Origin of the sequence: Nitrospirillum pindoramense (assembly GCF_007827955.1) — a bacterium.
In the GTDB taxonomy this organism is placed as follows: domain Bacteria; phylum Pseudomonadota; class Alphaproteobacteria; order Azospirillales; family Azospirillaceae; genus Nitrospirillum; species Nitrospirillum amazonense_B.
This window is the reverse complement of the sequence record NZ_VITR01000003.1, coordinates 294,109-320,245: the sequence shown is the minus strand read 5'-3', so window position 1 is coordinate 320,245 and position 26,137 is coordinate 294,109. Positions and strand designations below refer to the sequence as shown.

The window sequence follows — 26,137 nt, the reverse complement described above, 5'->3', positions numbered from 1 at the left end:
AAACATGCTGCAACGCACTTTAACCATCACGGCCAATGATGGTACCGTGGCCGGTGTCAGGGCACCGGGGGCTATGGGTTGCCATCGCTTCCGCGAACAGGGGAAGTCATGAGCATCCACGTCGCCATCAACCATAAGACGATCTACCGCTACGACCGGCTGATCAATCTGGGGGCCCAACTGGTGCGCCTGCGGCCGGCGCCGCATTGCCGCACGCCCATCCTGTCCTATTCGCTGAAGGTCACGCCCAAGCAGCATTTCCTGAATTGGCAGCAGGATCCCCAATCCAACTGGCTGGCGCGCCTGGTCTTCCCCGAAAAGACCGAAGAGTTCACGCTGGAGGTGGACCTGGTGGCCGATATGGCGGTCATCAACCCCTTCGATTTCTTCCTGGAGCCGGCGGCCGAGAAATTCCCCTTCACCTATGAGCCGTGGCTGGCCAAGGACCTCAAGCCCTTCCTGGAAGCTGACGAGCCTGGGCCCCTGGTGAAGGCGCTGCTGGCCGATGTCGATCTCACGCCCACGGGCACCGTCGCCTTCCTGGCGGATCTGAACCTGAAGCTGCAGCAGCGTATCGGCTACGTCATCCGCCTGGAGCCGGGCGTGCAGACGCCGGAGGAAACGCTGGCGCTGGGCACCGGGTCCTGCCGCGACACCGCCTGGCTGCTGGTGCAAGTGCTGCGCAACCTGGGCCTGGCGGCGCGGTTCGCGTCGGGCTACCTGGTGCAGTTGGTGGCCGACCAGAAGCCGCTGGAGGGGCCGGACGGCCCCACCGCCGACTTCACCGACCTGCACGCCTGGACGGAGGTCTACCTGCCCGGCGCCGGCTGGATCGGCCTGGACCCCACCTCCGGCCTGTTCGCGGGTGAGGGGCACATCCCGCTGGCCTGCACGCCCGACCCCTTCTCCGCCGCCCCGGTCACGGGCGGGCTGGATATGTGCGAGGTGACGTTCGAGCACGCGATGTCGGTCACCCGCATCCGGGAGCAGCCGCGCACCACCAAGCCCTATACCCCCGACCAGTGGGGGGCGATCGACCGCCTGGGGCATCAGGTGGACCGGGAGATCGTGGACGGCGACATCCGCCTGACCATGGGCGGCGAGCCCACCTTCATCTCCATCGACGACATGGAGGGTTCGGAGTGGAACACGGCGGCGCTGGGTCCGACCAAGCGGCTGCTGTCCGGTGACCTGATCCGCCGCCTGCAAGCCCGCTACGCCCAGGGCGGCCTGCTGCATTTCGGCCAGGGCAAATGGTATCCCGGTGAAAGCCTGCCGCGTTGGGCCTTGCAGCTGTATTGGCGCCGCGATGGCGACGCGCTGTGGACCCACGGCGAATACCTGGCGGACGAACGGCGCCATTACGGCTATGGGCTGGCGGAATCGGAGGCCTTCATCCGCCGCCTGGCGGAGCGGCTGGGCATCGACCCCGACTACGCCCGCGGCGCCTTCGAGGATCCGTGGCACTACATCCGCAAGGAACGCGAGTTGCCGGTGAATGTCGATCCCTTCGACAGCAAGCTGGAGGACGCGGAGGAGCGGGCGCGCCTGGCCAAGGTGTTCGAGACCGGCCTGGCCACCGCCGTCGGCTATGCCCTGCCCGTCCAGCGCCGGCATGAGGCCTCTGGCCCCGTCTGGCTGTCCAGCGCCTGGGCCACGCGCAGCGACAGGCTGCTGCTGGCCCCCGGCGACAGCCCCATCGGCTATCGCCTGCCCCTGGGCTCCCTCCCCTGGGTTGACGCCATCGACCGTGTCTATTCCTACGAACAGGACCCGTTCGACAGCCGGCCGGACCTGCCGGCGCGCGAGGAACTGGAAAAGCAGATGGCCTTGCGCAAGGGCCAGACGGAACCCTTGCGCCAGCGCCTGATGGCCGATGTGCGGGACCGGCAGGACCAAACGCCGGAAAAGGGCGCCAGCGCCTGGTGGCTGGTGCGCACCGCCCTCTGCGTGCAGCCGCGCGATGGCCGCCTCTATATCTTCCTGCCGCCGACCAGCTACCTGGAGGATTGGATCGAACTGGTCACCCAGATCGAGGCCACCTGCGTGGACTTGGACCTGGCCGTCGTCCTGGAAGGCTACCCCCCGCCCCGCGACCCGCGCCTAAATAGCATCGCGGTGACGCCGGACCCCGGCGTGATCGAGGTGAACATCCATCCCGCCTCCAACTGGACGGACCTGGTCTACACCACCACCACCCTGTACGAGGACGCGCGCCAGACCCGCCTGGGCACGGAAAAGTTCGCGCTAGACGGCCGGCATGTCGGCACGGGCGGCGGCAACCATGTGGTGGTGGGCGGCCCCACCCCGGCGGACAGCCCCTTTCTGCGCCGGCCGGACGTGCTGCGGTCGCTGCTCACCTATTTCCAGAACCACCCCAGCCTGTCCTACCTGTTCAGCACCATGTTCATCGGGCCGACCAGCCAGCATCCCCGGGTGGACGAGGCGCGGCACGAAAGCCTGTATGAGCTGGAGATCGCCTTCAAGGAACTGGACCGCGCCGGCCCCAACCCGCCGCCCTGGCTGGTGGACCGGGCGTTGCGCCACCTGCTGGTGGACGTGCAAGGCAACACCCATCGCTCCGAATTCTGCATCGACAAGCTGTACAGCCCCGACAGTTCCACCGGCCGGCTGGGCCTGGTGGAACTGCGCAGCTTTGAGATGCCGCCGCACGCGCAGATGAGCCTGGTGCAACAGTTGCTGTTGCGCACCCTGATCGCCTGGTTCTGGCGGGAGCCCTACCGCGCCGGCCTGGTGCGCTGGGGCACCAAGCTGCACGACCGCTTCCTGCTGCCGCAGTTCGTGACCCAGGACATCCAGGACGTGGTGGCGGAACTGCGCGAGGCCGGATACGCCTTCGAGGAGTCGTGGTTCGCCCCGCACCTCAACTTCCGCTTCCCCAAGATCGGCAGCGTCAGCCAGCGCAGCCTGACCCTGGAACTGCGCACCGCCCTGGAACCCTGGCACGTCCTGGGCGAAGAGCCGGGCGGCGGCGGCACCGTGCGCTATGTCGACAGCAGCCTGGAGCGCATCCAGGTACGGATGACCGGCATGGTGGGCGACCGCTACGCGGTCACCTGCAACGGCCGGCGCCTGCCCCTGCACCCCACGGGCACCGAAGGGGAATATGTGGCGGCCGTGCGCTATCGCGCCTGGCAGCCGCCGGGATGCCTGCATCCGACTATCCCCGTGCATACGCCTTTGGTCTTCGATATTTTGGATCTGTGGACCGAACGGTCCGTCGGCGGCTGCACCTATCATGTCGCCCACCCAGGAGGGCGCAACTTCACCACCTTCCCGGTCAATGCCAACGAAGCGGAAGGCCGCCGCCTGGCGCGCTTCCACCCCTTCGGGCATACACCGGGGCCCATGACCATCCCGCCCGAAACACGGAACCCGGACTATCCCATGACCCTGGACCTGAGACTTGGCTGAGTAGGATTTGCCTGACCGCGCGCCCCAACCGCCGCCGGAACAGCCCTCGCTGTTCCACGATGCCGGCGATCTCGGCTACGGCATCGGTCCCGTCTTTGATGAGATGGTGACGGGTACGGGGCACCTGCGTCCGCATTGGCAGCAGTTCTTCGCCGCCCACGGCCCCTTTTCGCCGGATGAGATGGCGGAGCGGTGGGCGGCGGCCCGCCAGCGCCTGTTCCTGAACGGCGTCACCTTCAACTCCTACCGCGATCCCCAGGGGACGGAACGGCCCTGGCCGCTGGACCCGGTGCCGCTGCTGCTGTCCGCCCGGGAATGGCAGGTCCTCAGCGCCGGCCTGGTGCAGCGCGCCCGCCTGATCGAAAAGGTGCTGGAGGATTTCTACGGCCCCCAGACGCTGCTGAGCGACGGCACCGTGCCGCCGTCGCTGCTGTATGCCGACCCGGGGTACCTGCGCGCCTGCCAGGGCCTGGCCGTACCCGGCGGGCGGCGCCTGGCCCTGTTCGCCGCCGACCTGGTGCGCGATGGCGACGGCCGATGGCGAGTCCTTACCTGCAGGACAGAGGCGCCGACCGGCGTCGGCTACGCCCTGGAAAACCGCGCGGTGCTGAGCCAAACCCTGGCGGACCCCTTCCGCGCCTGCAATGTCGAACGCCTGTCCCCGTTCTTCGAGGCCCTGCGCGCCGCCGTGGCCCGCGCGGCCCCGCAATGCTCGGGCGTGGACGGCCATCCCCGGGCCGTGCTGCTGACGCCCGGCCCCTTCAACGAGGCCTATTTCGAGCACGCCTACCTCGCCCGCCACCTGCGCATGACCTTGGCGGAGGGGGCCGACATGGTGGTGCGGGACCAGGCCGTCTATCTCAAGACGCTGGCGGGGCTGGAGCGGGTGGACGTCATCCTGCATCGCGTGGACGACGCCTTCTGCGATCCGCTGGAACTGCGCGTGGACAGCGCGCTGGGCGTGCCCGGCCTGTTGCAGGCGGTGCGCGCCGGCGCCGTCGCCGTGGTCAACGCCCTGGGCTCGGGCATGGCCGAGAGCATGGCGCTGCTGTCCCACATGCCGGCGCTCAGCCGTCGCCTGCTGGGCGAGGACTTGCTGCTGCCCGACGTGCCCACCTATTGGGGCGGCGACGCCGACCAGCGCGAGGCGATGTTGGCGCAGTTGGACCGCATGGTGATCCGGCCCGCCTTCTCCAGCCTGCCCGGCCATGTCGCCAATGGCCCCGACCTGGACGAGGACGCCCGCGCGGCGCTCGCCGCCCGCATCCGGGCACGGCCGCAGGACTGGGCGGGGCAACTGCCGGTGGCGCCCTCCACCGCCCCGCTGTGGCGTGATGGCCGGGTGGAGCCCCGGCCCCTGGTGGTCCGCGCCTTCCTGTGCGCCGCCAGCGACGGCGGCTGGACGGTCATGCCCGGTGGCCTGGTGCGCATCAGCGCCGATGCCCGCCACGCCGCCGTTTCCCTGCAGGAGGGGGCGGGCTCCAAAGATCTGTGGATCGTCGGGGCGCAGCCGACCGGCCCCGTCCGTCGCCTGGCGGCCGGGCCGCCGGATGGCGCGCGCGAGCCCAGCCCCGTCCCGGGCAACCTGCCCAGCCGCGCGGCCGACCACCTGTTCTGGGTGGGCCGCTACGCCGAGCGGGCCGCCGCCGCCGTGCGCCTGCTGCGCAGCGCCGCCGTGCGCCTGTCCGACGACAGCCGCCCGGCTGCGCGCGAGGAGTTGGCCCCCCTGTTGCGCCTGATGGGCCGCGCCACCCTGATTCCGCAGGAGATCGCCCAGTTGCCTGACAGCGACGCCGTGCGCGGCATGCGCCAGGCGCTGGAGATCGCTGTCGACCCCGCCAACCCGGGCAGCCTGGTGGCCACCACCGGCCGCCTGCGCCGCGCCATGGGCAGCGTGCGCGACCGGCTGCCCCTGGACAGCCGCCAGATCCTGGGCCGCCTGGACGTGCTGGGGGCCGGACTGGCCAAGGCCGACCGCGCCGCCCTGGCCGTGCTGCTGGGCGATTTCAGCCAGGTGCTGGCGGCGCAGACGGGGCTGGAACTGGACAGCATGCCGCGCGGCGCCGGCTGGCGCTTCCTGGTCCTGGGCCGCCGGCTGGAACGCGCCATCGACGCCGTGGAGCGGCTGCAAGCCAGCGGCATCACCAACGACCGTTCCGACGCCGCCACGCAGGAGGTTCTGCTGGAATTGGCGGAGGCCGGCCCGGCCTACCGCGAGCGCTTCCCCGTGGGCGTGCAGCGTGAGGCGGCCTTGAGCCTGCTGCTGACGGACCCGGAGCATCCGCATTCCCTGCTTTTCCAGTTGGAAACCTTCCGCCGCCAGGTGTCGCGCCTGCCCTCCCTGCCCGCCTTCGGCATGGGCGGCGGTGAAGACCCGCTGACCCGCCTGGGCGAGCTGGTGGCCCAGGCCAGCTACCGCCTGCAGGATCTGGCCCTGACCCGGGACATGGCGCTGCTGAGCGCCACCCTGTTCCAGTTGGGGTGGGCGCTGCCGGACATGTCGAACCTGCTGTCGCAAGCCTATTTCAGCCATGTCCACGCCCGTGCCGCCTGACCAGCCCCCCGCCTTGGCCTCCGCCACCGCTTCCCCGGGGGCGCCCATCCGTTACCGCTGCCGCCATACCACGCGCTACAGCTACACGGTGCAGGTCGTCTCCTCCCAGCTCATCACCCATCTGGGGCCGCGCGAGGTGCCGGGCCAGCGGGCGCGGGTCGTCGCGCTGACGGTCACGCCCACGCCCGCTGTCGTGGCGGACCGGCTGGACTGGCTGGGCAACCCCACCCGGTATGTCGCCATAGACACGCCGCACCTGGAATTGTCGATGACCGTGGATCTGGACGTCACCCTGACGCCGCGGCCAGCCCCCGACCTGACGGCCACGCCGGCATGGGAGGAAATCGCGGCCCAGGCGCCGGCCAACCTGGTGGTGGCGGAATTCATCGAGGCGTCGCCGCGCCTGCCGCAGCCCAGCCCGGAACTGGCGGCCTTCGCCGCCGCGAGCTTCCCGGCCCGCCGGCCCGTCGGTGCCGGTGCCCGCGACCTGACGCGCCGCATCCACGACAGCTTCACCTTCGACGCCACCGCCACCAGCGTGGGCACCCCGGTGGCGGAGGCGCTGGCCCTCAGGCGCGGGGTTTGCCAGGATTTCGCCCATGTCATGATTGGCGCCTTGCGCGCCCTGGGCCTGCCCGCCCGCTACGTCAGCGGCTATCTGCGCACCCTGCCGCCGCCGGGCCAGCCGCGCCTTCAGGGGGCGGACGCAAGCCACGCCTGGGTTCAGGTGTGGTGTGGGCCCGATGCCGGCTGGGTCGACATGGACCCGACCAACGACACGCTGGTCGACCGCAACCACATCACCCTGGCCTATGGCCGCGACTATGACGATGTTTGCCCCTTGCGCGGCGTCATCCTGGGCGGTGACGCGCATGCCCTTCATGTCAGCGTCGATGTGGAGGAGGTGACGGATGACCCGCCCGCCCTCATCCAGGCGCAAAGCCAAGGCATGGGCCAAGACTGGAATGGGGCGATGATGCAGACCCAAACACAGTCATGCTGCCCAACAGGGGTAACTGACTGATACGAACACACCCTGTATACAGGGGGCCGGCGCATAAATGAGGGCCGGCGAACGAGGGCCGGCTGGGAGGATCACCCCATGACCATGGACGGCCCCAACCCCAAGGTGGACGCCTATCTGGACAGGGCCGGACAGTGGCGGGATGAACTGACCCGGCTGCGCGCCATCGCGCGGGACTGCCCGGTCGTGGAAGACTTCAAGTGGGGCCACCCCTGCTACACCGCCGATGGCGCCAACATCGTGCTGATCCATGGCTTCAAGGACTATTGCGCCTTGTTGTTCTTCAAGGGCTCGCTCATGAGCGACCCCAACGGCATTCTGGTCCAGCAGACGGAGAATGTGCAGGCCAGTCGCCAGATTCGCTTCACCAGCGGCGGGGAGATCGCCCAACTGGCCCCCACGCTGAAGGCCTACATCCTGGAGGCCATCGCCGTGGAGCGGGCCGGGCTTAAGGTGGCGTTCAAGCCGACGGCGGATTTCACCATGGTCGAGGAATTCCAGGAAAGGCTGCGCGACGACGCGGTGCTGAAGGCGGCGTTTGAGGCGCTGACACCCGGCCGGCAGCGCGGCTATCTCCTGCACTTCGCCGCCGCCAAGCAGGCCAAGACCCGGGTAGCGCGCATCGCGAAATGCGCGCCCCTGATCCTGGCGGGCAAGGGGCTGACCGATTAGTTGTCCGCCATGATGCGGGCCCGCAGGTCGGCATGGGTCAGACGCAAGGCGTTCTCCGGCACTTCGCACCAGGTGCCGATGATGTCGCCGGCGATGTAATGGAACCCGGCGCCATCGGCGTAAGAGGCCATGTGACTGGTGTCCACGCCCTCCACCCCCGGCCGCAAGCGCAGGCGCAAGGCCTCATGGGCGAAGTGCGACAGCTCCGGCCCCCAGCGTTTGGGGGCGGCGCCGGGTGGTAGTTGGATCGAGGCGATATAGACGCCCGCCGCCGCCAGGGCCGCCAGATCATGGAGATCGTCCACAGTGGCGATGACCACGCGGCTGAACTGCCGGAGCAGGGTGACGATCTCCGTGGCGCGGCCGACCGGCACGCCATGGGGAAGGCCGTAGACCTGGAAGGTCAGGAAAGCCGCCAGCTCCTTGGGGATCGCCTGCAGGGCCGCCAGATACTCCCGCCGGCGGGTGGGACCGGCCAGCGTCTCGAAATGCACGGGCACCGACAGGAAGCAGCGGAACTGGTTGCGGTACAACTCGCCATAGACCTCCATGGTCTGGCGCAGGACCGTCAGATCCAGGGTCAATATCTGCTGCGGCTCATGCGGGTCGGCGGCGCAGTCATAGCCCCAGAGCGGCTGGCGACCCCGCCGCGGGCGCTTGGCGCGCACCTGGTAGATGGACAGCACCTCTTTGCGCACATCCCAGATGGGGCGGTAGACGATCTCCACCGGCTCCTCTGCCGGGGCATCAAACCCTTGCCATGGATTGTTCGCCTTGTCGGCGCCAGCCCCCGGCCCCTGCGACGGGGGGGCTTGCAACGCCGCCCCCATCAGCATGTCCCGCAGACTATTGCTGTGAAACAGCAGTTCGCCCCCGACCTCCTGCACGGCGGAATGAACGCGCACGGTCGCGGTGTCGACATCGCCCAGCAGCAGGCGCTGCAACTGCTCCACCAGCTTGGCGCAGATCAGGCCCGCCTCCGTCCGGCCCAGTTGGGCGAAGACGACGATGTAAGCCTCCTCACCGAACCGGAACCATGCGTCCTTGGGGTTCAACATCTGGCCCAGCAGGCGCTCGGCCAACATATGGACGCGATCCGACACCAGGGGCCAGCGCTCGCCCAGCCGGGCATGTAGACTTTCCAGGCCCACCATGTGCAGGCTGCCGGCACAGGCCTGGGTCTGTGCCTGAAAGATGGCGCGCAGCTTGGGCGCGGCTTCGGTGAAATGCCCGCCACCCGGCTCTTGTGGTGCAGTTCCGTCCATGACCCACCGCCTGACCTAACCGTTATTTCAGGATAAGGGTGGCGCAAAGACCTTAAAAAAAACTTGCCAAAGGACGGCCCACTACTTTTGGTTATTATCCGCGATACGCCACCAGCACCGCCCCCGCCGCGATCAGGGCCACGCCCAGCCAGTTGGGCCCACTCAGCCGCTCCCCCAGGAACAGCGTCCCGAACAGGGCGACCAGCACCACGCTCATCTTGTCGATGGGCGCCACCCGCGCCGCCTCTCCCAGCTTCAGCGCCCGGAAATAGCAAAGCCAGGATCCGCCGGTGGCCAAGCCTGACAGCACCAGGAACAGATAACTGCGGGCGGACACGGTGCCGGGCGCCTGCCACTGCCCGGTAATGGGCAATAGGGCGGCGATGACCAGCAGGATCACCGCCGTCCGAACCAGGGTGGCGAAATCGGAATTCACCCCCTCCACCCCCACCTTGGCCAGGATGGCGGTCAGGGCCGCGAAGACGGCCGACAGCAGGGCCCAGAATTGCCAGCTGAGAGGAGCTGAGGTCATCGGCGTCCTTGGGCTTGCGGGTTCGTTTCCGATGGATCATGTGAGTGCATCATACCCCCGCAAAAAACGGAAACACTCTCCAACATCTGCATGGTTGACGGCGGGCCGCCCGCATGCTGATAGTCGCGGAAATTCGACATGGCTGCCCGCGGCCGGCCTTGATCCTTAAAAACAGTCCCTGGCCCGCGGCCCGGGGGCGGATGTAACGGCGTCCGCATGTCCCCGTTTTCCGCAGAGGCGGGGCGGACGGGCGCTTTCAGGGAACACCCATGTTCGATATCGCCAGTGTTGATTGCACCGTGTCCACGGCCCCGGCCGAGTTCGTGCGTTCCATGCACGAGACCGGCTTCGCCGTGCTGCGCAACCACCCCATCGATCCCGCGCTGATCGACCGCGTGTACAAGGAATGGGCGGCGTTCTTCGCGTCCGAGTCCAAGATGGACCACCTGTTCTCGCCCGAGACTCAGGACGGCTATTTCCCCTTCCGGTCGGAAAACGCCAAGGACAGCCCCATCAAGGACCTGAAGGAATTCTATCACGTCTACCCCAACCGCCCCCTGCCGGCGGGCGTGAAGGAGGCGACGGAGGCCATGTACGCCGCCCTGACCCAGCTGGGCGCCGACCTGCTGGGCTGGCTGCAGCAGCACACGCCGGATGGGGTGAAGGCGAAGTTCTCCGTCGCCCTGCCGGACATGATGGTCGGCAGCACGCAGAGCCTGTTCCGCGTGCTGCACTACCCGCCCCTGGCCGACGGCTTCGAGCCCGGTGCCGTGCGCGCGGCGGCACATGAGGACATCAACCTCATCACCCTGCTGGTCACGGGCAGCGAGCCCGGCCTGCAGGCCAAGGACACCGCCGGCAACTGGCACGACGTGCCCTGCGACGCCGGCATGATCGCCGTCAACGGCGGCGACATGCTGAAGGAGGCGTCGGGCGGCTACTTCCCGGCGACCACCCACCGCGTGGTGAACCCGCCGCCGGAGCACAACGTCTCCCGCTATTCCATGCCCATGTTCCTGCACCCCCGGCCGGACGTGCGCCTCAGCGACGCTTACACAGCGGGTGAGTACCTGGACCAGCGGCTGCACGAGATCGGCCTGAAGAAGTGATGCCCCATGCCGCCGGGCCGGTGGCCTGGGGCGCATGGTTCGGTGTAGGAAGGGGGGCCATCCGGCCCCCTTTCGCTTTTCCGGGACCAGCCCATGACCGACCGCCCGTCCGCGACCGCCCCCATCGACCGCCTGCTGGCCATCATGGCCAAGCTGCGTGACCCCGACGGCGGTTGCCCCTGGGATCTGGAACAGGACTTCCCCACCATCGCGCCGCACACCATCGAGGAGGCGTATGAGGTGGCAGACGCCATCGAGCAGGGCGACATGCCGGCATTGAAGGAGGAACTGGGCGACCTGTTGTTCCAGGTGGTGTTCTACGCCCAGATGGCCAGCGAGCGCGGCCTGTGGAACTTCAACGACATCACCACGGCGCTCAGCGACAAGATGGTGCGCCGCCATCCCCATGTGTTCGGTGAGGAGGTCGGCGCCGTGGCCGACGCCACCGACCAGGTGAAGAACTGGGAAGCCCAGAAGGCGGGGGAGCGCGCGGCCAAGGCCGCCGCCAGCGGCGCCAAGGCCTCCGCCCTCGACGGCGTCATCAGCGGCCTGCCGGCCCTGACCCGGGCGGTGAAGCTGCAGAAGCGCGCCGCCCGCGTGGGCTTCGACTGGACCCAGGCCAAGGAGATCCTGGACAAGATCGAGGAGGAGATTGGCGAGTTGCGGGCGGAGATGGAGCACGCGGTGCCGGAGAAGGCCCGCATGCAGGATGAACTGGGCGACCTAGTGTTCGCCCTGGCCAACCTGGCCCGCCACATCGACGTGGATCCCGAAACCGCCCTGCGCGGCACCAACGCCAAGTTCGAGCGGCGCTTCCGCCAGATCGAGGCCTGGCTGGCCGAGGGTGGCCGGGGGCCCGCCGATGCGACCTTGGATGAAATGGAAGCCCTGTGGCAGAAGGCCAAGGGCCTGGAACGCTGAATCAAATAAGGAGGCAGTCTGATGAGTTACGCCCCGCCCCACATCCCCGGCATCGTCCTGATCTCCGGGGCCACCGGTGACTTCGGCACCGCCTTCGCCCGCCGCTTCGCGGCCCTGGGCAGCCGCCTCATCCTGACCGGCCGCAATACGGAGAAGCTGAAGGCCCTGGCCGACAGCCTGGACGTGCCCACCCACACCCTGGCCTTCGACGTGCGCGACCGCAAGGCCATGGAGGCGGCGGTGGCCAGCATCCCGGCGGAGTTCGCCGAGATCGACCTGCTGATCAACAACGCCGGCCTGGCCCTGGGCATGGAACCCGCCCAGAAGGCCAACCTAGACGACTGGGAGATCATGGTCGACACCAACGACAAGGCGTTGGCGATCATGACCGGCCTGATCCTGCCCGGCATGGTGGAGCGGGGACGCGGCCACATCATCAACCTCAGCTCCACCGCGGGCAGCTACCCCTACCCCGGCGGCCATGTCTATTGCGCCTCCAAGGCCTTCGTCACCCAGTTCAGCCTCAGCCTGCGGGCGGACCTGCTGGGCACCGGCGTGCGCGTGACCTCGGTGGAGCCGGGCATGGTGGAGACCAGCTTCAGCCTGGTGCGCTTCAAGGGCGACGCCGAGAAGGCCGCCAAGGTCTATGCCGACACCACGCCGCTGACGGCGGAGGATGTGGCGGAGTCGGTGACCTGGGCCGCCACCCTGCCCCCGCACTTCAACGTCAACCGCGTGGAGATCATGCCGACGGTCCAGGCGCCGGCCGGCCTGGCCGTGCATCGGTTTAAGAAAAGCTGACGTGACGCGCCCGGCGTGAAAGACCGGCCCGCCTTGGCACGCCGTCGTTTGTCTGAGAAGATGACGGCGATGGGGTCCAGGCGGGCCTTTTTCTTATGATCCATGGGGACCTGATGGCCGAGTTGCCGTTTTTCACCGTCATCGTGCCCACCCATAAGCGGGCGGTCCTGCTGCGCCGGACGCTTGCATCCATCAACGCCCAGCGGGATGGGGTGGGCGGGGTGGAGATCCTGGTGATCTCCGACGCCACCGATGGTGACACCGACGCCGCCTGCGCCGAACTGCTGACCCCCGCCGACATGTATGTCCGCCGCAACGGCCCCTCCGGCCCGTCGGCCAGCCGCAACATGGGGCTGGCGCTGGCCAAGGGCGCCTACATCCTGTTCCTGGACGACGACGACTCCTGGCACGACGGCTTCCTGCCGGCGCTGCGGGCCCAGCCGGCGGTGCAGCAGGGCCTGCCGGTCTATTTCAACTGCTCCATCGTGAATGAGCGCCGGGGGGCCGACGCCGCCATCCTGTCGGAAGGCGGGGCCGATCTGGCGGGCCGCCTGACCGATGAGATCTATCTGAAGAACCAGATCCCGGTCTGTTGCTTCGCCTTCCCCCGCGCCCTGCTGGCCGGCCTGAAGTTCGACGCGCACATGCGGGCGTATGAGGATTGGGAGTTCATGCTGGCCGTCTACGCCCGACAGAAGGCGGTGCATGTGCCCTTGATCGGGGCGCGCATCTTCAAGGACAGCGGCGCGGAATCGGAGCGGCGCGGCGTCAGCCAGCAGTCGCACGACTACAACGCCGTGTTCGACTACCTCTACGTCTATCGCCGCCATCCCGCCCCCAACGCCGATCTGGGGCAGCGGCGCGCCAGCCTGCTGAACAGCTTCAACATCCCCGTCACGGCGGAGATGGTGTGACCGTGGCGCACGATCTGGACGCGCTGCAAAGCCGCACCCTGTTCTGCCTGTGGACGGGGCATGAGGCGATGTCGGACGACCGCCTGCGGGCGCTGTGGACCATCTTCCGCAACACCGGCTGCGCCGTGGCCTTCCTGAACCGCGAAACGCTGGGCGACTGGGTGAAGCCGGAGCATCCGCTGCACCCCGCCTGGCCCCATCTCAGCGCCACGCACAAGGCGGATTACCTGCGCTGCTACCTCATGCACCATTACGGCGGCGGCTACACCGACATCAAGACCACGTCCAAGACCTGGGGGACGTTCTTCGACCAACTGGCCCAGTCCGACAAGCTGGCGCTGGGCTACCAGGAACTGCCCAACGGTGTCGCCCCCATCGAGGGTCCCCTGGGTGACGAGTTGCGCCGCGACTATGCCGACCTGATCGGTCTGTGCGCCTTCATCTTCCGCAAGGGCACGCCGCTGACCGCCGCCTGGCTGCAGCGGACGGAGGCGCTGCTGGACCGCAAGCTGCCGGAGTTGCGGCGCCACCCCGCCATCCACCCGCTGGACCGCCAGGGCATCCTGCTGCCGGACGGCACGCCCTCGCCCTATCCGCTGAAATGGACGGAGCTGCTGGGCGACATCTTCCATCCCCTGATCTATGAGTTCCGGGACCAAATCATCCAGGCGCCCATCCAGCCCGCCTTCACCCGTTACCGTTAGCTGGCGTTACCGTTAGCTGGCGGCACGGCGGCCGCCGTGCTGGTGCGGGCGTTCCAATCGGGGGCGTCGGCTCCGCCCAGGTGCTTCAGGAAAAAGCCATACTGCTTGCGCAGGGCGTAGCGGATGGGCCCGGTGGAGCGGCCGGCGGAGTGCCCCTCGCCCGGCACCACCAGCAGATCGAAGGTCTTGTCCGCCTTGATGAGGGCGTTCACCACCTGCATCGTGGACGACGGATCGACATTGTCGTCCAGCTCACCCACCACCAGGGCCACTTGGCCCGTCAGCCGGTGGGCGTTGTCGACGTTGGATGACCGGGCATAGCTTTCATCCACCGGCCAGCCCATCCACTGCTCGTTCCAGCTGATCTTGTCCATGCGGTTGTCATGGCAGCCGGCATAGCAGAAGGCGGCCTTGTAGAAGTCGCCGAAGAACAGCAGGGCGGCCAGCGAACTCTGCCCGCCGGCGGAACCGCCGTAGATGCCCACCCGGCTGATGTCCAATTGCGGATACTGCGCGGCGGCGGCCTGCCACCACTTGATGCGGTCCGGGAATCCGGAGTCCTTCAGGTTCTTCCAGCAGACGTCGTGGAAGGCCTTGGACCGGTTCATGGTGCCCATGCCGTCGATCTGGGCGACAACAAAACCCATTTCCGCCTGGGCCTGCATGCCGATGACCTTGTCGCCCCCGGCGTGGAAACCGAAAGGCCAGAAGGTCTTGGGCACGAAGCTGTCGTGCGGCCCGGCGTAGATGTTCTCGATCACCGGATAGCGCCGGCCGGGATCGAAGCCCAGGGGGCGGACGATGACGCCCCAGATGTCCGTCTTGCCATCGCGGCCCTTGGCCTTGAACACCTCCGGCGGGCGGAAGCCGGCAGCCAGCAGGCGGGTGATGTCGCCCCGCTCGATCTCCGCCACCAGCGACCGGTCGGCCGTGCGGCGCAACTCCATGACCGGCGGCTGATCGATGCGGGAATAGGTATCGACGTAATAGGCCAGGTCGTCGGACAGGCTGACGTCGTGATAGGCGTCGGCGCTGGTCAGCGGCACCAGGTTGAGACCGTCGAAATCCACGCGGTAATAGTGCTGGAAGTATGGGTCCTCGCCTGGCCGCATGCCACCGGCGGCGAAGTAGATCTGGCGCCGGTCGTCATCCACCCGGGCCACATGGCGCACCACCCATTCCCCCTTGGTGATCTGGGTCTTCACCTTCCCGGTGCGCCCGTCGATCAGGTACAGGTGGCTCCAGCCATCCCGCTCCGACAGCCAGATGACCTCAGCGGCGCCCTTTTTCACATCGTGGCGGAAGCGGCGTTCGTTGTTCACGAAGGTGGTGGCCGTCTCCGTCACCACGGCGCGGGGGGTGCCGGTGGCGGCATCGACCTCGATGACCCTTACCATCTGGTGGCCCCGCCGGGTGTACTCGAAGACCACCGTGGCGCTGTCGGCCCGCCACTCGAAATCCGTCATCAGGTAGGGGTTGGGGAACAGGGCGGCATCGATGGCCAACTGGCGTCCAGACGCCCCGGCGCGCGGAACATGGAACAGCACGGGCTGCTCCTGGTCCACGGCGTCACCCGGCTTGGGGGACAGCTGGGTGTGCAGCTTGGGTTCGATCTGGTCCTTGGGTGAGGATTCCACCTTGTGGACCTCGCGCCGGTACCCAGGCCGCACCCGGTAAAGGATCAGCTTCTGCGAGTCCGGCGACCAGGCGATGGTCTCGCCATCATAGAAATCGCCCTCGCTGCCGTCGGTGCTGAGCAGCGTCACCGTCCCGGTGGCGACGTCGCGCAGCGCCAGGTTCTGGTTCTGGATAAGGGCTTCCCACCGCCCGTCGGGGGAGCGTTTGGGCGCCGTGTCGCCGGGCTGGGTCAGGTCGCGCACCACGCCGAACCCCCGCGGGCGGCGCCCGCCCTCCTCCGCCTCCTGCTTGCAGGCGTAGTCCGACAGGCGACAGGACCAGTCCGCCTCGTCCCACTCGAAGGTCAGGGTCTGGCCATCGTCACTAAGCTCGGCCCGGTCGAAGGGCAGCCCCAGGCCGGTGAAGCTCCGCCCCGTGGCCTTGCCCAGTTCGGCCGCCAGCCGGTCATGATCGAAGGCGGGGGTTTTCCGCAATGTCGCCGCATCGACGATGACGAACTGGACGCCGCCCGGCAACGTCTTGCGGTACAGGAAGCCGCCGCTCTTGCCCACCCAATGGGCGGGCCAGGCGACATTCTCCGTCAGGCCCATCCAGCGGTCGCGCAAGGACAGCGCACGCTCGTAATCCGCCGCTCCCGGCACCGGCCCGGCGGCCGGTGCGGAGGCGCCGCCGGTGGGCAGCGATCCGGCGGGTCCCGCCGCCTGCCCGGCCGCCCGGGCGCCGACGGCATGGGCCGCCGCCGCGGCGGCAGGCAGGGCGGCGATGAACGAACGACGGTGCATGAACGGCTCCCCATTATCGGAACCGTCATTTAAGAATGTATACAATATCCGAACAAGGGGATTTTTAAGCGCCGTCCATGATGGGCGGGCGAACCGCGAGCCTAGCTGAGCTGTTCTTCCAGGCTGCGCGTGCGCGGTGTCATCTCATCGCCGGTGTGCTTGGTGGACGCTGGCTCGATCAACAGCACCCAGCACTCCTCCCGCGCCACGGGATTGTGGCGGACACCGCTGGGCACGGTCAGAAAATCCCCCTGGGCGAGATCGACCGGCCCGTCCTCGAACTCGATGCGCAGGGAGCCTTTCACGATATAGAAAAGCTCGTCCTCCCCATCATGCGCGTGCCAGACAAGCTCGCCCTTGAGCTTCGCGGCCTTGAGCAACTGGTTATTCACGCGACCGATCACCTTGGGCGACCAGTAATCGGTCACGCGCTCAAACGCGGCGGCAAGCGTGGTCGGGGACAGCATCAGGCCCTCCTGCATCGGAATATGGGTGAAACTTGGCCCTCGCCATCACTCGGCATCGGGCTCCATCCTGGCCCGCAGCGCCCGGATAAAGCCTTGCGGGTCATCAACGGCAAAGGCCACCGTGCTTACGGTCCGGGCGGGCCGCAGGAAGCGGCGGCGTACCTGCGGAACCGTCAAGGCCAGGGCGACATTGGGCGCCACCAGCCGGCTCACGTTTTCCGGTCCCTGGCGCGTCAGGCCGGCGGCCGGGCCGACATGGCCGATGCCGCCATAGGGAACCAACTGGTCGGCCATGAGACCGAAGCGCACGCGCACCCCCTGGGGTGTCAGCAGCACGGGACGCAGTCGAAAAGACTTGGTCAGTCCCAGCAGGTAAATGAACCCGATATCGCCCACGGCGAACAGGGCCAGCGCGGCCGTGCGATGGTGGATCCCCAGGGCCACATCCACCACGGCGATCTCCATGACCTGGGCCGCCAGCAGTCCGCCCATCAAGGGCGTCAGGTCCCGGTGATAGCTGAAGGGCTGACTGTCCGCCGGCACATCGGGTTTGGCCCCCCAGCGAAACAGAGCCAGGTGGAGCAGCGCCAGCTCCTTGGCCATAAGCCCGGCCAAGGGTTGCGGAACCAGGCAGGCAAGGCCGGCCTCCAAGCGCGACATTCCATCGGCCCGCCCGTCACCCGTCCCGCGCCAGATGCGCCAGGCGCCCACGGTCCCTAACAGCACATGGCCGCCGACCAACCCGGCCACACCCGCCACGGCCCAGGGCATGGCCCCCAGGGCCGTGCGCAAGGGCGGGGTGAGACCGAGCACGCCGCTGACGAGGCCGAAAGCGATGGCGGACATCATCGCGCGCGCGCCAGGCGGTCGACCCTGCCGCAGCCGCTCCGCCACGGCGAAGCTGGTGGCCAGGCTGTCGGCGGTGATCCACAGGAACAGCAACGCGGCCAAACCGGCATGCGCCGCCGCCCAGGGCGTACGGATGACCAGGGACGCCAAGGCGATGAGCGGAAAAGGCGCCAGGCGCACGAGCGGGATGAGGCCGGAATGAAACGCTTTCACCGCCATTTCCTGACTCCCCTATCCAAGAAACCCCACCCTGCCGCCAGTACCGGCGTCTTCGGCTCCCCTCACTCCACGTTGAACAACGTGGAATGCAGCGCGCGCCAACTTTCGGCGTCGGGGGCCATCAGCAGGCCGCCGACGCGGTCGGTGGGGCCATAGGGGCTGTCGTCCAGCTTGGCGGCATAACCGCCGGCCTCGGCATACAGGAAGGCGCCGGCGGCGTGATCCCAGGGCTTGATCATGTTGTTCAGGCTGAAATGCGCCTGGCCGGTCAGCAGGTCCAGGTAATCGTGGGCGGAGCAGCGCTGGGTATAGGCCTCGGCCACGCGTTCCCGCCGCTGGGTCAGCTGGCGGCGCATGTCGCTGTCGAAGAAGCGGATGTTGGCGATGCCGCGCATCTGCGCCACCGCCACGGGCGGCAGCGCGACGCAGCGGGTGCCGGGATCGGCCGCATCCACCCCGACCAGCCAGGCACCCTGCCCCAACCGTCCGCGCACGGTGCGCCGGCCCACCGGGTCATGGATCCAGCCGGCCACCGTGCGACCGTGGGCCGACAGCGCCACGATGACGCCGAAGCGGGGCTTGCCGGCCACGAAGTTGGCGGTGCCGTCGATGGGGTCCACGATCCAGACGGGATCGGCGCCCAGCAAGCGGTCCAGGACGGCGGCGTCGGCCGACACCGCCTCCTCCCCCACCACGGTGCTGCCGGGCAGAAAGGCCGTCAGGCGGGCGGTCAGGGCGCGTTCCGACGCCTCATCGGCCACGGTCACCAGATCGCCCGGTCCCTTTTCCCGCACGTCATCGCCCGCCAGATGCTGGAAGCGGGGCAGGATTTCCGTTTCGGCGACGGAACGGATCAGGGCATCGACGGCAGCCAGGTCGACGGGGGGCAGATCGGGCACAGGCAGGGGCGCGGTCATGGGACACATCTATGGTTGGCGGCGGCAGCGTGCCCCCTAGCAATAGAATCGATAGGCCAAACCATAAAGCCCCAAAAAGGAAAAGGGCCGCCCCCTGGATGAACCAGGAGGCGACCCCCTCCACAAACAAGGCCGGAAAGCCGGGCCCTGGGAATGGCAAGGCTTAGAAGCCCATGCCACCCATGCCGCCCATGCCACCCATCCCGCCGCCCATGCCACCTTCCGGCAGGGCCGACTTGGGCTCGGGCTTCTCGGCCACCATGGCTTCGGTGGTGATCAGCAGGCCGGACACGGACGCGGCATGCTGCAGGGCGGTGCGGACCACCTTCGTCGGGTCGATGACGCCGAAGGCGAACATGTCACCGAACTCACCGGTCTGGGCGTTATAGCCGAAGGCCGCGTCGTTGTTGTCCAGCAGCTTGCCGACAACGATGGAACCGTCGGTGCCGGCGTTGAAGGCGATCTGACGGACCGGCGACTGCAGGGCCTTGCGGATGATGTCCACGCCCACGCGCTGGTCGTCGTTGGCCGGCTTCACATTGGCCAGCGACCGGGTGGCGCGCAGCAGGGCGGTGCCGCCGCCGGCCACCACGCCCTCTTCCACCGCGGCGCGGGTGGCGTGCATGGCGTCGTCAACGCGGTCCTTGCGCTCCTTCACCTCGACCTCGGTGGCGCCGCCGACGCGGATGACGGCAACGCCGCCCGCCAGCTTCGCCAGACGCTCCTGCAGCTTCTCACGGTCGTAGTCCGAGGTAGTCTCCTCGATCTGCGCCTTGATCTGGCCGATGCGGGCCTCGATGTCAGCCTTGGCGCCGACGCCGTCCACGATCGTGGTCGCGTCCTTCGTGATCACCACCTTCTTGGCGGTGCCCAGCATGTCCAGCGACACGTTCTCGAGCTTGATGCCCAGGTCTTCGGAGATGACCTGGCCGCCGGTCAGGATGGCCATGTCTTCCAGCATCGCCTTGCGGCGGTCGCCGAAGCCCGGGGCCTTCACGGCGGCGATCTTCAGGCCGCCGCGCAGCTTGTTCACCACCAGGGTGGCCAGCGCCTCGCCTTCCACGTCTTCCGACACGATCAGCAGCGGACGGCTGCTCTGCACGACGGCCTCCAGGACCGGCAGCAGGGGCTGCAGGCTGCCCAGCTTCTTCTCGTGCAGCAGGATGTACGGGCTTTCCAGCTCGGCCGTCATCTTCTCCGCGTTGGTCACGAAGTACGGCGACAGGTAGCCGCGGTCGAACTGCATGCCCTCGACGACTTCCAGCTCGGTGTCGAAGCTCTTGGCCTCTTCCACCGTGATGACGCCCTCGTTGCCGACCTTGTCCATGGCCTTGGCGATCATCTCGCCGATCTCGGCTTCGCCGTTGGCGGAGATGGTGCCGACCTGGGCGATCTCGCCGGAGGTGGAAACCTTGCGCGACTGGCCTTTCAGGTCGTCGACGATGGCGGTCACCGCCAGGTCGATGCCGCGCTTCACGTCCATCGGGTTCATGCCGGCGGCCACGGCCTTCACGCCCTCGCGCACGATGGCCTGGGCCAGCACGGTGGCGGTGGTGGTGCCGTCACCGGCGACGTCGTTGGTCTTCGAGGCCACTTCGCGCACCATCTGGGCGCCCATGTTCTCGAACTTGTCGGCCAGCTCGATCTCCTTGGCGACGCTGACGCCGTCCTTGGTGATGCGCGGGGCCCCGTAGCTCTTGTCCAGGACCACGTTGCGGCCCTTGGGGCCCAGGGTCACCTTCACGGCGTCGGCCAGGATGTCCACGCCGCGCAGCATGCGGTCACGGGCATCCGTGTTGAACTTCACGTCCTTGGCAGCCATTTTTAATTCCTTTTTCGTTTTCCCTCAGGCGCCGGCGGCCACATTCGTGGCCTTGGCTATCCTCGATTTCCAGTCCGCCTGCGGCTCCCCAGAAATCTCCGGCGCCCACGGTCGTGGGCTACGGCATGAGGTTGCCTCATGCCGCTGTTCTTATTCCAAAACGCCGAGCAGGTCGGACTCGCGCATGATCAGCACGTCCTTGCCGTCGATCTTGGCCTCGGTGCCGGACCACTTGCCGTACAGCACCTTGTCGCCGGCCTTCACGCTCAGGGCGACGATCTCGCCCTTCTCGTTGCGGGCGCCGCTGCCCACAGCCAGGACTTCGCCCTGCTGGGGCTTTTCCTTGACGGTGTCGGGGATGATGATGCCGCCAGCGGTCTTCTGATCCTGCTCGATGGGCCGGATCACCACACGGTCGTGCAGGGGCCTGAAACTCATTTGGAACCTCCAGGGATGGGCGCCGGCCCCTTCTCATGAAGCGGGCCGGCGTCGGGTGGCCGGCACCTTAGCCCAACCGCCAAGGCGGCGGGAAGCAAGGGATGCGCGGCTGAGGGCGGAATGCCGACGGGATGGCGGGTTAGGACACCTGGACCTGTCTGTCCGGGGCAACCCGTTCGGTGAGCGGCGGGGTCTCCGTCACGGAACAGGCGGGAAAGCGGTCACGGAAACGGGCCACGTCCGCCGGCTCCAGCGCCACCGTCAGGTGGGCGTTGTCGTCGTCGTCCTCGCGCTCCGTCACCTCGCCCTTGGCATAGAGCCAGGCCATGGCGGCGCCATCGCTGACCGGAACACGGACCTTCACCACGTCGCGGCCCGCCACCATGCGGCGGTCCAGGACGTTGAACAGGCTCTCCAGCCCCTCCCCGGTCAGGGCCGACACCGCCACCAGGCCATCGGGCCGGCGGCTCTGGCGCACCAGGGCGTCGCGGTCCAGCGGCGGCAGCTTGTCGATCTTGTTCAGGACCTCCACCACCCGCGGATCGGTCTCGACATCGATCCCCAGTTCGCCCAGCACCGACTCCACGTCGGCGCGCTGCGCCTCGCTGTCCGGATGGGCGGCGTCACGCACGTGCAGGATGATGTCGGCGGCCAGCACCTCCTCCAGGGTGGCGCGGAATGCTTCCACCAGATGGTGGGGCAGGTCGGAGATGAAGCCCACCGTGTCCGACAGGATGATCTTGCGGCCGGACGGCAGGACGATGGACCGCATGGTGGGGTCCAGCGTGGCGAACAGCAGATCCTTGGCGAACACGTCGGCCCGCGCCATGCGATTGAACAGCGTGGACTTGCCGGCGTTGGTGTAGCCGACCAGGGCCACCACCGGATAAGGCACGCGCTCGCGCGCCTTGCGATGCAGGCCGCGGGTGCGCCGCACCTCCTCCAGTTCCGCCTTCAGCTTGATGATGCGGTCGCCGATGAGGCGGCGGTCCATTTCCAGCTGGCTTTCGCCAGGGCCGCCGAGGAAGCCGAAACCACCGCGCTGCCGCTCCAAGTGGGTCCAGGACCGCACCAGGCGGGAACGCTGGTAGGTCAGCGCCGCCAATTCCACCTGAAGCTGGCCTTCCCGGGTGCGCGCCCGCGCCCCGAAAATCTCCAGGATCAGGCCGGTGCGATCGATGACCTTGGCCTTGAGGTCGCGCTCCAGGTTGCGCTGCTGCACGGGCGATAGCGCGTGGTCCACCACGACCAGGCCAATACCCTGCTCGGCGATGCGCTGGGCGGCCTCCTCCAGATAACCACCGCCCAGCAGGGTGGCGGGCTTGGGCCGCGTGACGCGCACGCACTCGGCCGCCACCACGTCAAGCTCAATGGCGGCGGTCAGGCCGACCGCTTCCTCAAGCCGGGATTCGGGGCTGCGTTTATCGTCGAGGTCTTCACGTAAAATGGGATGGATCACCAGGGCGCGCCGGGCGGATTGCTCCACCGGCGGCGCCTCTGGCCTATCGGAAAGGGGGGCGGACACATCCGCCGGACGATCCGTCACAGCGCCGCCGTCCTTTCCGTCAACCGGCCTGGCCGTCCCAATGCGGGACGGGGCCGACTGGTCACGCGTATCAATCGTGGTCGCCTTCCTTGGCCGACTCGAACAACTGGATGGGGTGCGCCGGCATCACGGTCGAGATCGCATGCTTGTAGACCAGCTGCGAATGGGCGTCCCGGCGCAGAAGCACCGAGAAATTGTCGAACCAGGTGATGATGCCTTGCAGCTTCACGCCGTTGACGAGGAAGACCGTCACAGGGGTCTTGTTCTTCCGCACATGGTTCAGAAACACGTCCTGAACGTTTTGCGACTTTTCGGACATTGCATGCCTCGCTCTTTATTGCGGGCTCCCTAGGGAGAGCCCGGGGGGGTGCCTTTTCGGCGGTTATGGAGCCGTGCGTCAAAATGCCGGCGACCCCGGGCACATCCCGGAGCGTCCGCCATCCTAGCACAGGAACTGATATGGGGTGCTAGAGCGCATCCACCAAGGTGCAAAGTTCGTCGCAGCCAGGGAAGTGGCGCAAGGGGGGGAAAGCGCCCAAGGCGCCCTCGCCATGCGGGGTAGCCCCGACCATCACCGGCACACAGCCGGTACGATGGGCGCATTCCATGTCAATGTCGGCATCGCCCACGAACCAGACATCCGGCCCGGGCGTCATCCCCGACGGCTTCAGCGCCAGGTGGACGGGTGCCGGGTGCGGCTTGTCGGCTTCGGCATCGCCCGCCCCGACCAAAGCGCCGCACCAGCGGTCCCAGCCCAGGGCCCCAGCCTCGGTGCGCAGGAAACGGCCGGTCTTGTTGCTGACCACGCCGACATAGACGCCACGGGCGGCCAGCCTTTCCAGCAGCCTGCCCGCCCCGCTCAGCGGGTCGAGGTATTCCAGGTGGTGGGCCTCGAAGTGGGCGTAGAAGATGTCCCGCGCCCGTTCCCACCCGTCACCGAACAGGGCGGGAAAGGCGTCGCGCAAGCTCTGGCGCACGCGGGTGTAGCTTTCCTCCAGTGTCCAGGTGGGCAGGCCGAAGGCGTCCAGCGCCGCGTTGGTGGCGGCATGGACGCAGCGCCAGTTGGTCACCAAGGTGTTGTCCCAGTCGAACAGCACCGCCCTGGGGAGTGCCAGGGGCGGCACGGCCACGGCCGAGGTGGACACGGTGTCGCGCACGCTCACGACCTGGCCGCCACCGGGTCGGCCACGCCGACATGCGCCAGATAGGCCTGGCGCAAGCGCCGGCCCAACGGCCCCGGCATGCCATCGCCCACCGGCCGGCCATCGATGCGGGTGACGGGGATGCAGAAGGTGCTGGCGCTGGAGATCAGGGCCTCGCGCGCGGCGTAGGCCTCCTCCACCGTGAACGCCCGCTCCTCGAACGGGATGCCCGCCGCCTCTGCCTCCGCCAGCAGCGACAGGCGGGTGATGCCGTTCAGGATGCGGTTGCTGGCCGCCCGGGTGACCAGCACGCCCGCCTGGGTGACGATCCAGGCGTTGCTGGAGCAGCCTTCCGTGACCGTGCCGTCGGGGTCCACCTGCCATGCCTCGAAGGCGCCCGCCTCCGCCGCCTGCTGCTTGCCCAGCACCTGGGGCAGCAGCGCCACCGACTTGATGTCGCGCCGGGCCCAGCGGATGTCGGGGATGGTGATGACGGAAACACCCTTCTCCAGGTGCTGCGGCGCGTTGAACTTCGTGGCGCGGCAGGTGACCACCAGCGTGGGCGCCGGATCGACCGGGAAGCGGAAATCACGCGGCGCCTCACCCCGGGTGATCTGGACATAGAGCAGGCCGTTGCGCACCCGGTTGCGGCGCGCCACCTCGCGCATGACGAAGCGCAGGCTCATGGGGTGCATGGGCCAGGGCAGGTCCAACTCGTTCAGCGAGCGGGACAAGCGGGCCAGGTGGCCATCCTCGTCGGCGAAGACGCCATCGACCACCGACACCACCTCGTAAACGCCGTCGGCGAACTGGAAACCCCGATCCTCGATATGGACATGGGCGTCGCCGTGCGGAACGTAGCGACCGTTGACATAGGCTGTCCGCGGCATGGGATGAACCTCATCTAAAATCTTAAGCGCAGGCAAAAACTGACACTACGTCAGTCAATTGCGCGTTATTCCTCACCCTTTCCATCACCCCGGTCATTGCCATGAACCCCCAGCGACTTCAGCTTGCGGTGCAGGGCCGACCGTTCCATCCCCACGAAGGAGGCGGTACGGGAGATGTTGCCGCCGAAGCGGGTGACCTGGGCCAGCAGGTATTCACGCTCGAACACCTCGCGGGCGTCGCGCAGCGGCAGGGACATGATCTCCCCGCCCTTTTCCCAGCGCAGCACCGTCGGCGTGATGGAACCGATTTCCGGCGGCAGCATGTCGGCGCGGATGGGCTCATCCGGGTCGCCCGGCACCATGATCAGCAGCCAATCCATGACGTTGCGCAGCTGGCGCACGTTGCCCGGCCATTCATAGGCCTGCAACGCCGCCATGGCGTCCTCACCCAGGATGCGCTGTGGCAAGCCCGACGCGGTGGCGGAGCGCTGCAGGAAATAGCGCGCCAGCAGCGGGATGTCCTCCCGCCGCTCGCGCAGGGCCGGCACCTTCAGCGGCACCACCGCCAGGCGGTAATACAGGTCCTGGCGGAACTGCCCGGCCTCGATTTCCGCCGCCAGGTCGCGGTTGGTGCTGGCGATGACGCGGACATCCACCTCCACCCGGGTACTGCCGCCCACACGCTCGAACGTCTGTTCCTGGAGCACGCGCACGATCTTGCCCTGGGTTTCCAGCGGCATGTCCGCCACCTCGTCCAGGAACAGGGTGCCGCCGTGCGCCTGCTCGAAGGTGCCGACCTTGCGGCCGGCGCCGTCGATGGCATGCTCCGTCCCGAACAGCTCCACCTCCAGCCGGTCGGGCCGCATGGTGGCACAGTTCAGCGCCACGAAGGGGCCATCGGCCCGACGGGAGTGTTCGTGGATGATGCGGGCCACGATCTCCTTGCCGCTGCCCGGCGGGCCGCTGACCAGGACGCGGCTGCCGGTGGGCGCCACCTTGTCCAGCGACTGGCGCAACTGGTTGATCAGCAGCGACCGGCCGATCAGTTCCACCTCGCCACCGGCGCGCAGACGCAGTTCCCGGTTCTCGCGCCGCAGGCGGGCCGCCTCGATGGCGCGCTCCACCAGCAGCAGCAGGCGGTCGGACTTGAACGGCTTTTCGATGAAGTCGTAGGCACCCTTCTTCAGGGCCGCCACCGCCGTTTCGATGGTGCCGTGGCCGCTGATCATCACCACCGGCACGTCAGGGTGGTCCCGCTTCATCTCATCCAGGATCTGCAGGCCGTCCAGGCGGCTGCCCTGCAACCAGATGTCCAGGATGATCAGGCTGGGGCGGCGGGCGGCGACGGCGGCCAGGGCCTGGTCGGCGTCCGCCGCCTCCCGGGTCTTCATGCCCTCATCCTCCAGGATGCCAGCGATCAGCATCCGGATGTCAGCCTCGTCATCGACGATCAGAATATCATGCGCCATGGGTCAACGCCTTTGGAGTCAAACGCC

At 68.0% G+C, this 26,137-nt stretch carries 22 protein-coding genes; 9 read left to right on the top strand and 13 right to left on the bottom strand.

The window, feature by feature from the left end; all coding sequences use genetic code 11:
- The first annotated feature begins 108 nt into the window (after positions 1 to 108).
- The 4 genes from FBZ90_RS06425 to FBZ90_RS06410 all read left to right on the top strand — a co-directional run bounded on the left by FBZ90_RS06425 (position 109) and on the right by FBZ90_RS06410 (position 7,685).
- Entirely contained in the window at positions 109 to 3,435 is a 3,327-nt protein-coding gene (locus tag FBZ90_RS06425) for a transglutaminase family protein (protein ID WP_145730187.1), read from the top strand.
- A 7-nt stretch (positions 3,436 to 3,442) separates the two neighbouring features.
- Positions 3,443 to 5,989: a circularly permuted type 2 ATP-grasp protein gene (locus FBZ90_RS06420; RefSeq protein WP_246130181.1), complete on the top strand. Its 2,547-nt coding sequence runs from the start codon at positions 3,443 to 3,445 to the stop codon at positions 5,987 to 5,989.
- Complete coding sequence (locus FBZ90_RS06415; RefSeq protein WP_145730186.1) at positions 5,967 to 7,013, top strand: transglutaminase family protein; 1,047 nt, start codon at positions 5,967 to 5,969, stop codon at positions 7,011 to 7,013. The genes FBZ90_RS06420 and FBZ90_RS06415 overlap by 23 nt, the downstream gene beginning before the upstream one ends.
- A gap of 78 nt (positions 7,014 to 7,091) precedes the next feature.
- Positions 7,092 to 7,685: a YdeI/OmpD-associated family protein gene (locus FBZ90_RS06410; protein WP_145730185.1), complete on the top strand. Its 594-nt coding sequence runs from the start codon at positions 7,092 to 7,094 to the stop codon at positions 7,683 to 7,685.
- On the opposite strand, the gene FBZ90_RS06405 is transcribed toward FBZ90_RS06410, so the two are convergent.
- Entirely contained in the window at positions 7,682 to 8,950 is a 1,269-nt protein-coding gene (locus tag FBZ90_RS06405; protein ID WP_145730184.1) for a hypothetical protein, read from the bottom strand. The two genes, FBZ90_RS06410 and FBZ90_RS06405, sit on opposite strands and share 4 nt — an antisense overlap.
- Positions 8,951 to 9,044: 94 nt before the next feature.
- Positions 9,045 to 9,482 (bottom strand): EamA family transporter, encoded by a 438-nt coding sequence (locus tag FBZ90_RS06400; RefSeq protein WP_145730183.1) that lies wholly within the window; start codon positions 9,480 to 9,482, stop codon positions 9,045 to 9,047.
- A 269-nt stretch (positions 9,483 to 9,751) separates the two neighbouring features.
- On the opposite strand from FBZ90_RS06400, the gene FBZ90_RS06395 reads away from it, so the two are divergent.
- From FBZ90_RS06395 to FBZ90_RS06375, 5 genes are all read left to right on the top strand, one after another.
- Entirely contained in the window at positions 9,752 to 10,591 is an 840-nt protein-coding gene (locus FBZ90_RS06395; protein ID WP_145730182.1) for an isopenicillin N synthase family dioxygenase, read from the top strand.
- Between the two features lie 93 nt (positions 10,592 to 10,684).
- Positions 10,685 to 11,512, top strand: coding sequence for a nucleoside triphosphate pyrophosphohydrolase (mazG, locus tag FBZ90_RS06390; protein WP_145730181.1), 828 nt, complete (start codon positions 10,685 to 10,687; stop codon positions 11,510 to 11,512).
- A gap of 21 nt (positions 11,513 to 11,533) precedes the next feature.
- Positions 11,534 to 12,313: an SDR family NAD(P)-dependent oxidoreductase gene (locus tag FBZ90_RS06385; RefSeq protein ID WP_145730180.1), complete on the top strand. Its 780-nt coding sequence runs from the start codon at positions 11,534 to 11,536 to the stop codon at positions 12,311 to 12,313.
- Positions 12,314 to 12,426: 113 nt separating this feature from the next.
- On the top strand, positions 12,427 to 13,227 hold the full coding sequence (locus FBZ90_RS06380) for a glycosyltransferase family 2 protein (protein ID WP_145730179.1): 801 nt from the start codon (positions 12,427 to 12,429) through the stop codon (positions 13,225 to 13,227).
- On the top strand, positions 13,224 to 13,931 hold the full coding sequence (locus FBZ90_RS06375) for a glycosyltransferase family 32 protein (protein WP_145730178.1): 708 nt from the start codon (positions 13,224 to 13,226) through the stop codon (positions 13,929 to 13,931). The genes FBZ90_RS06380 and FBZ90_RS06375 overlap by 4 nt, the downstream gene beginning before the upstream one ends.
- Here the strand turns inward: FBZ90_RS06375 and FBZ90_RS06370 are convergent.
- The 11 genes from FBZ90_RS06370 to ntrX form a co-directional block, all read right to left on the bottom strand.
- Entirely contained in the window at positions 13,928 to 16,351 is a 2,424-nt protein-coding gene (locus FBZ90_RS06370) for a S9 family peptidase (RefSeq protein ID WP_246130180.1), read from the bottom strand. The genes FBZ90_RS06375 and FBZ90_RS06370 overlap by 4 nt on opposite strands.
- Positions 16,352 to 16,452: 101 nt before the next feature.
- Positions 16,453 to 16,818 carry a cupin domain-containing protein gene (locus tag FBZ90_RS06365; protein ID WP_211101920.1) on the bottom strand — a complete coding sequence of 122 codons (366 nt, stop codon included), beginning with the start codon at positions 16,816 to 16,818 and terminating at the stop codon, positions 16,453 to 16,455.
- A gap of 45 nt (positions 16,819 to 16,863) precedes the next feature.
- A complete protein-coding gene (locus FBZ90_RS06360; RefSeq protein ID WP_145730176.1) occupies positions 16,864 to 17,886 on the bottom strand; it encodes a hypothetical protein in 1,023 nt (340 codons plus the stop codon).
- 62 nt (positions 17,887 to 17,948) lie between these two features.
- A complete protein-coding gene (locus tag FBZ90_RS06355; protein WP_145730175.1) occupies positions 17,949 to 18,803 on the bottom strand; it encodes an inositol monophosphatase family protein in 855 nt (284 codons plus the stop codon).
- A 163-nt stretch (positions 18,804 to 18,966) separates the two neighbouring features.
- Positions 18,967 to 20,625, bottom strand: a complete 1,659-nt coding sequence (gene groL, locus FBZ90_RS06350) for a chaperonin GroEL (protein WP_145730174.1) — start codon at positions 20,623 to 20,625, stop codon at positions 18,967 to 18,969.
- A gap of 150 nt (positions 20,626 to 20,775) precedes the next feature.
- The gene (locus tag FBZ90_RS06345; RefSeq protein WP_145616338.1) at positions 20,776 to 21,063 is read right to left on the bottom strand and encodes a co-chaperone GroES; all 288 of its coding nucleotides are present in this window, start codon (positions 21,061 to 21,063) and stop codon (positions 20,776 to 20,778) included.
- 139 nt (positions 21,064 to 21,202) lie between these two features.
- Positions 21,203 to 22,609, bottom strand: a complete 1,407-nt coding sequence (hflX, locus tag FBZ90_RS06340; RefSeq protein ID WP_477529315.1) for a GTPase HflX — start codon at positions 22,607 to 22,609, stop codon at positions 21,203 to 21,205.
- A gap of 70 nt (positions 22,610 to 22,679) precedes the next feature.
- On the bottom strand, positions 22,680 to 22,928 hold the full coding sequence (gene hfq / locus FBZ90_RS06335; protein ID WP_040843434.1) for an RNA chaperone Hfq: 249 nt from the start codon (positions 22,926 to 22,928) through the stop codon (positions 22,680 to 22,682).
- Positions 22,929 to 23,076: 148 nt separating this feature from the next.
- Entirely contained in the window at positions 23,077 to 23,772 is a 696-nt protein-coding gene (locus FBZ90_RS06330; protein ID WP_338121706.1) for an HAD family hydrolase, read from the bottom strand.
- The gene (locus tag FBZ90_RS06325) at positions 23,769 to 24,641 is read right to left on the bottom strand and encodes a D-amino-acid transaminase (protein ID WP_145730173.1); all 873 of its coding nucleotides are present in this window, start codon (positions 24,639 to 24,641) and stop codon (positions 23,769 to 23,771) included. Before FBZ90_RS06325 ends, FBZ90_RS06330 begins: the two co-directional genes overlap by 4 nt.
- A 65-nt stretch (positions 24,642 to 24,706) precedes the next feature.
- Positions 24,707 to 26,110: a nitrogen assimilation response regulator NtrX gene (gene ntrX / locus FBZ90_RS06320; protein ID WP_145730172.1), complete on the bottom strand. Its 1,404-nt coding sequence runs from the start codon at positions 26,108 to 26,110 to the stop codon at positions 24,707 to 24,709.
- Positions 26,111 to 26,137: the final 27 nt, after the last annotated feature.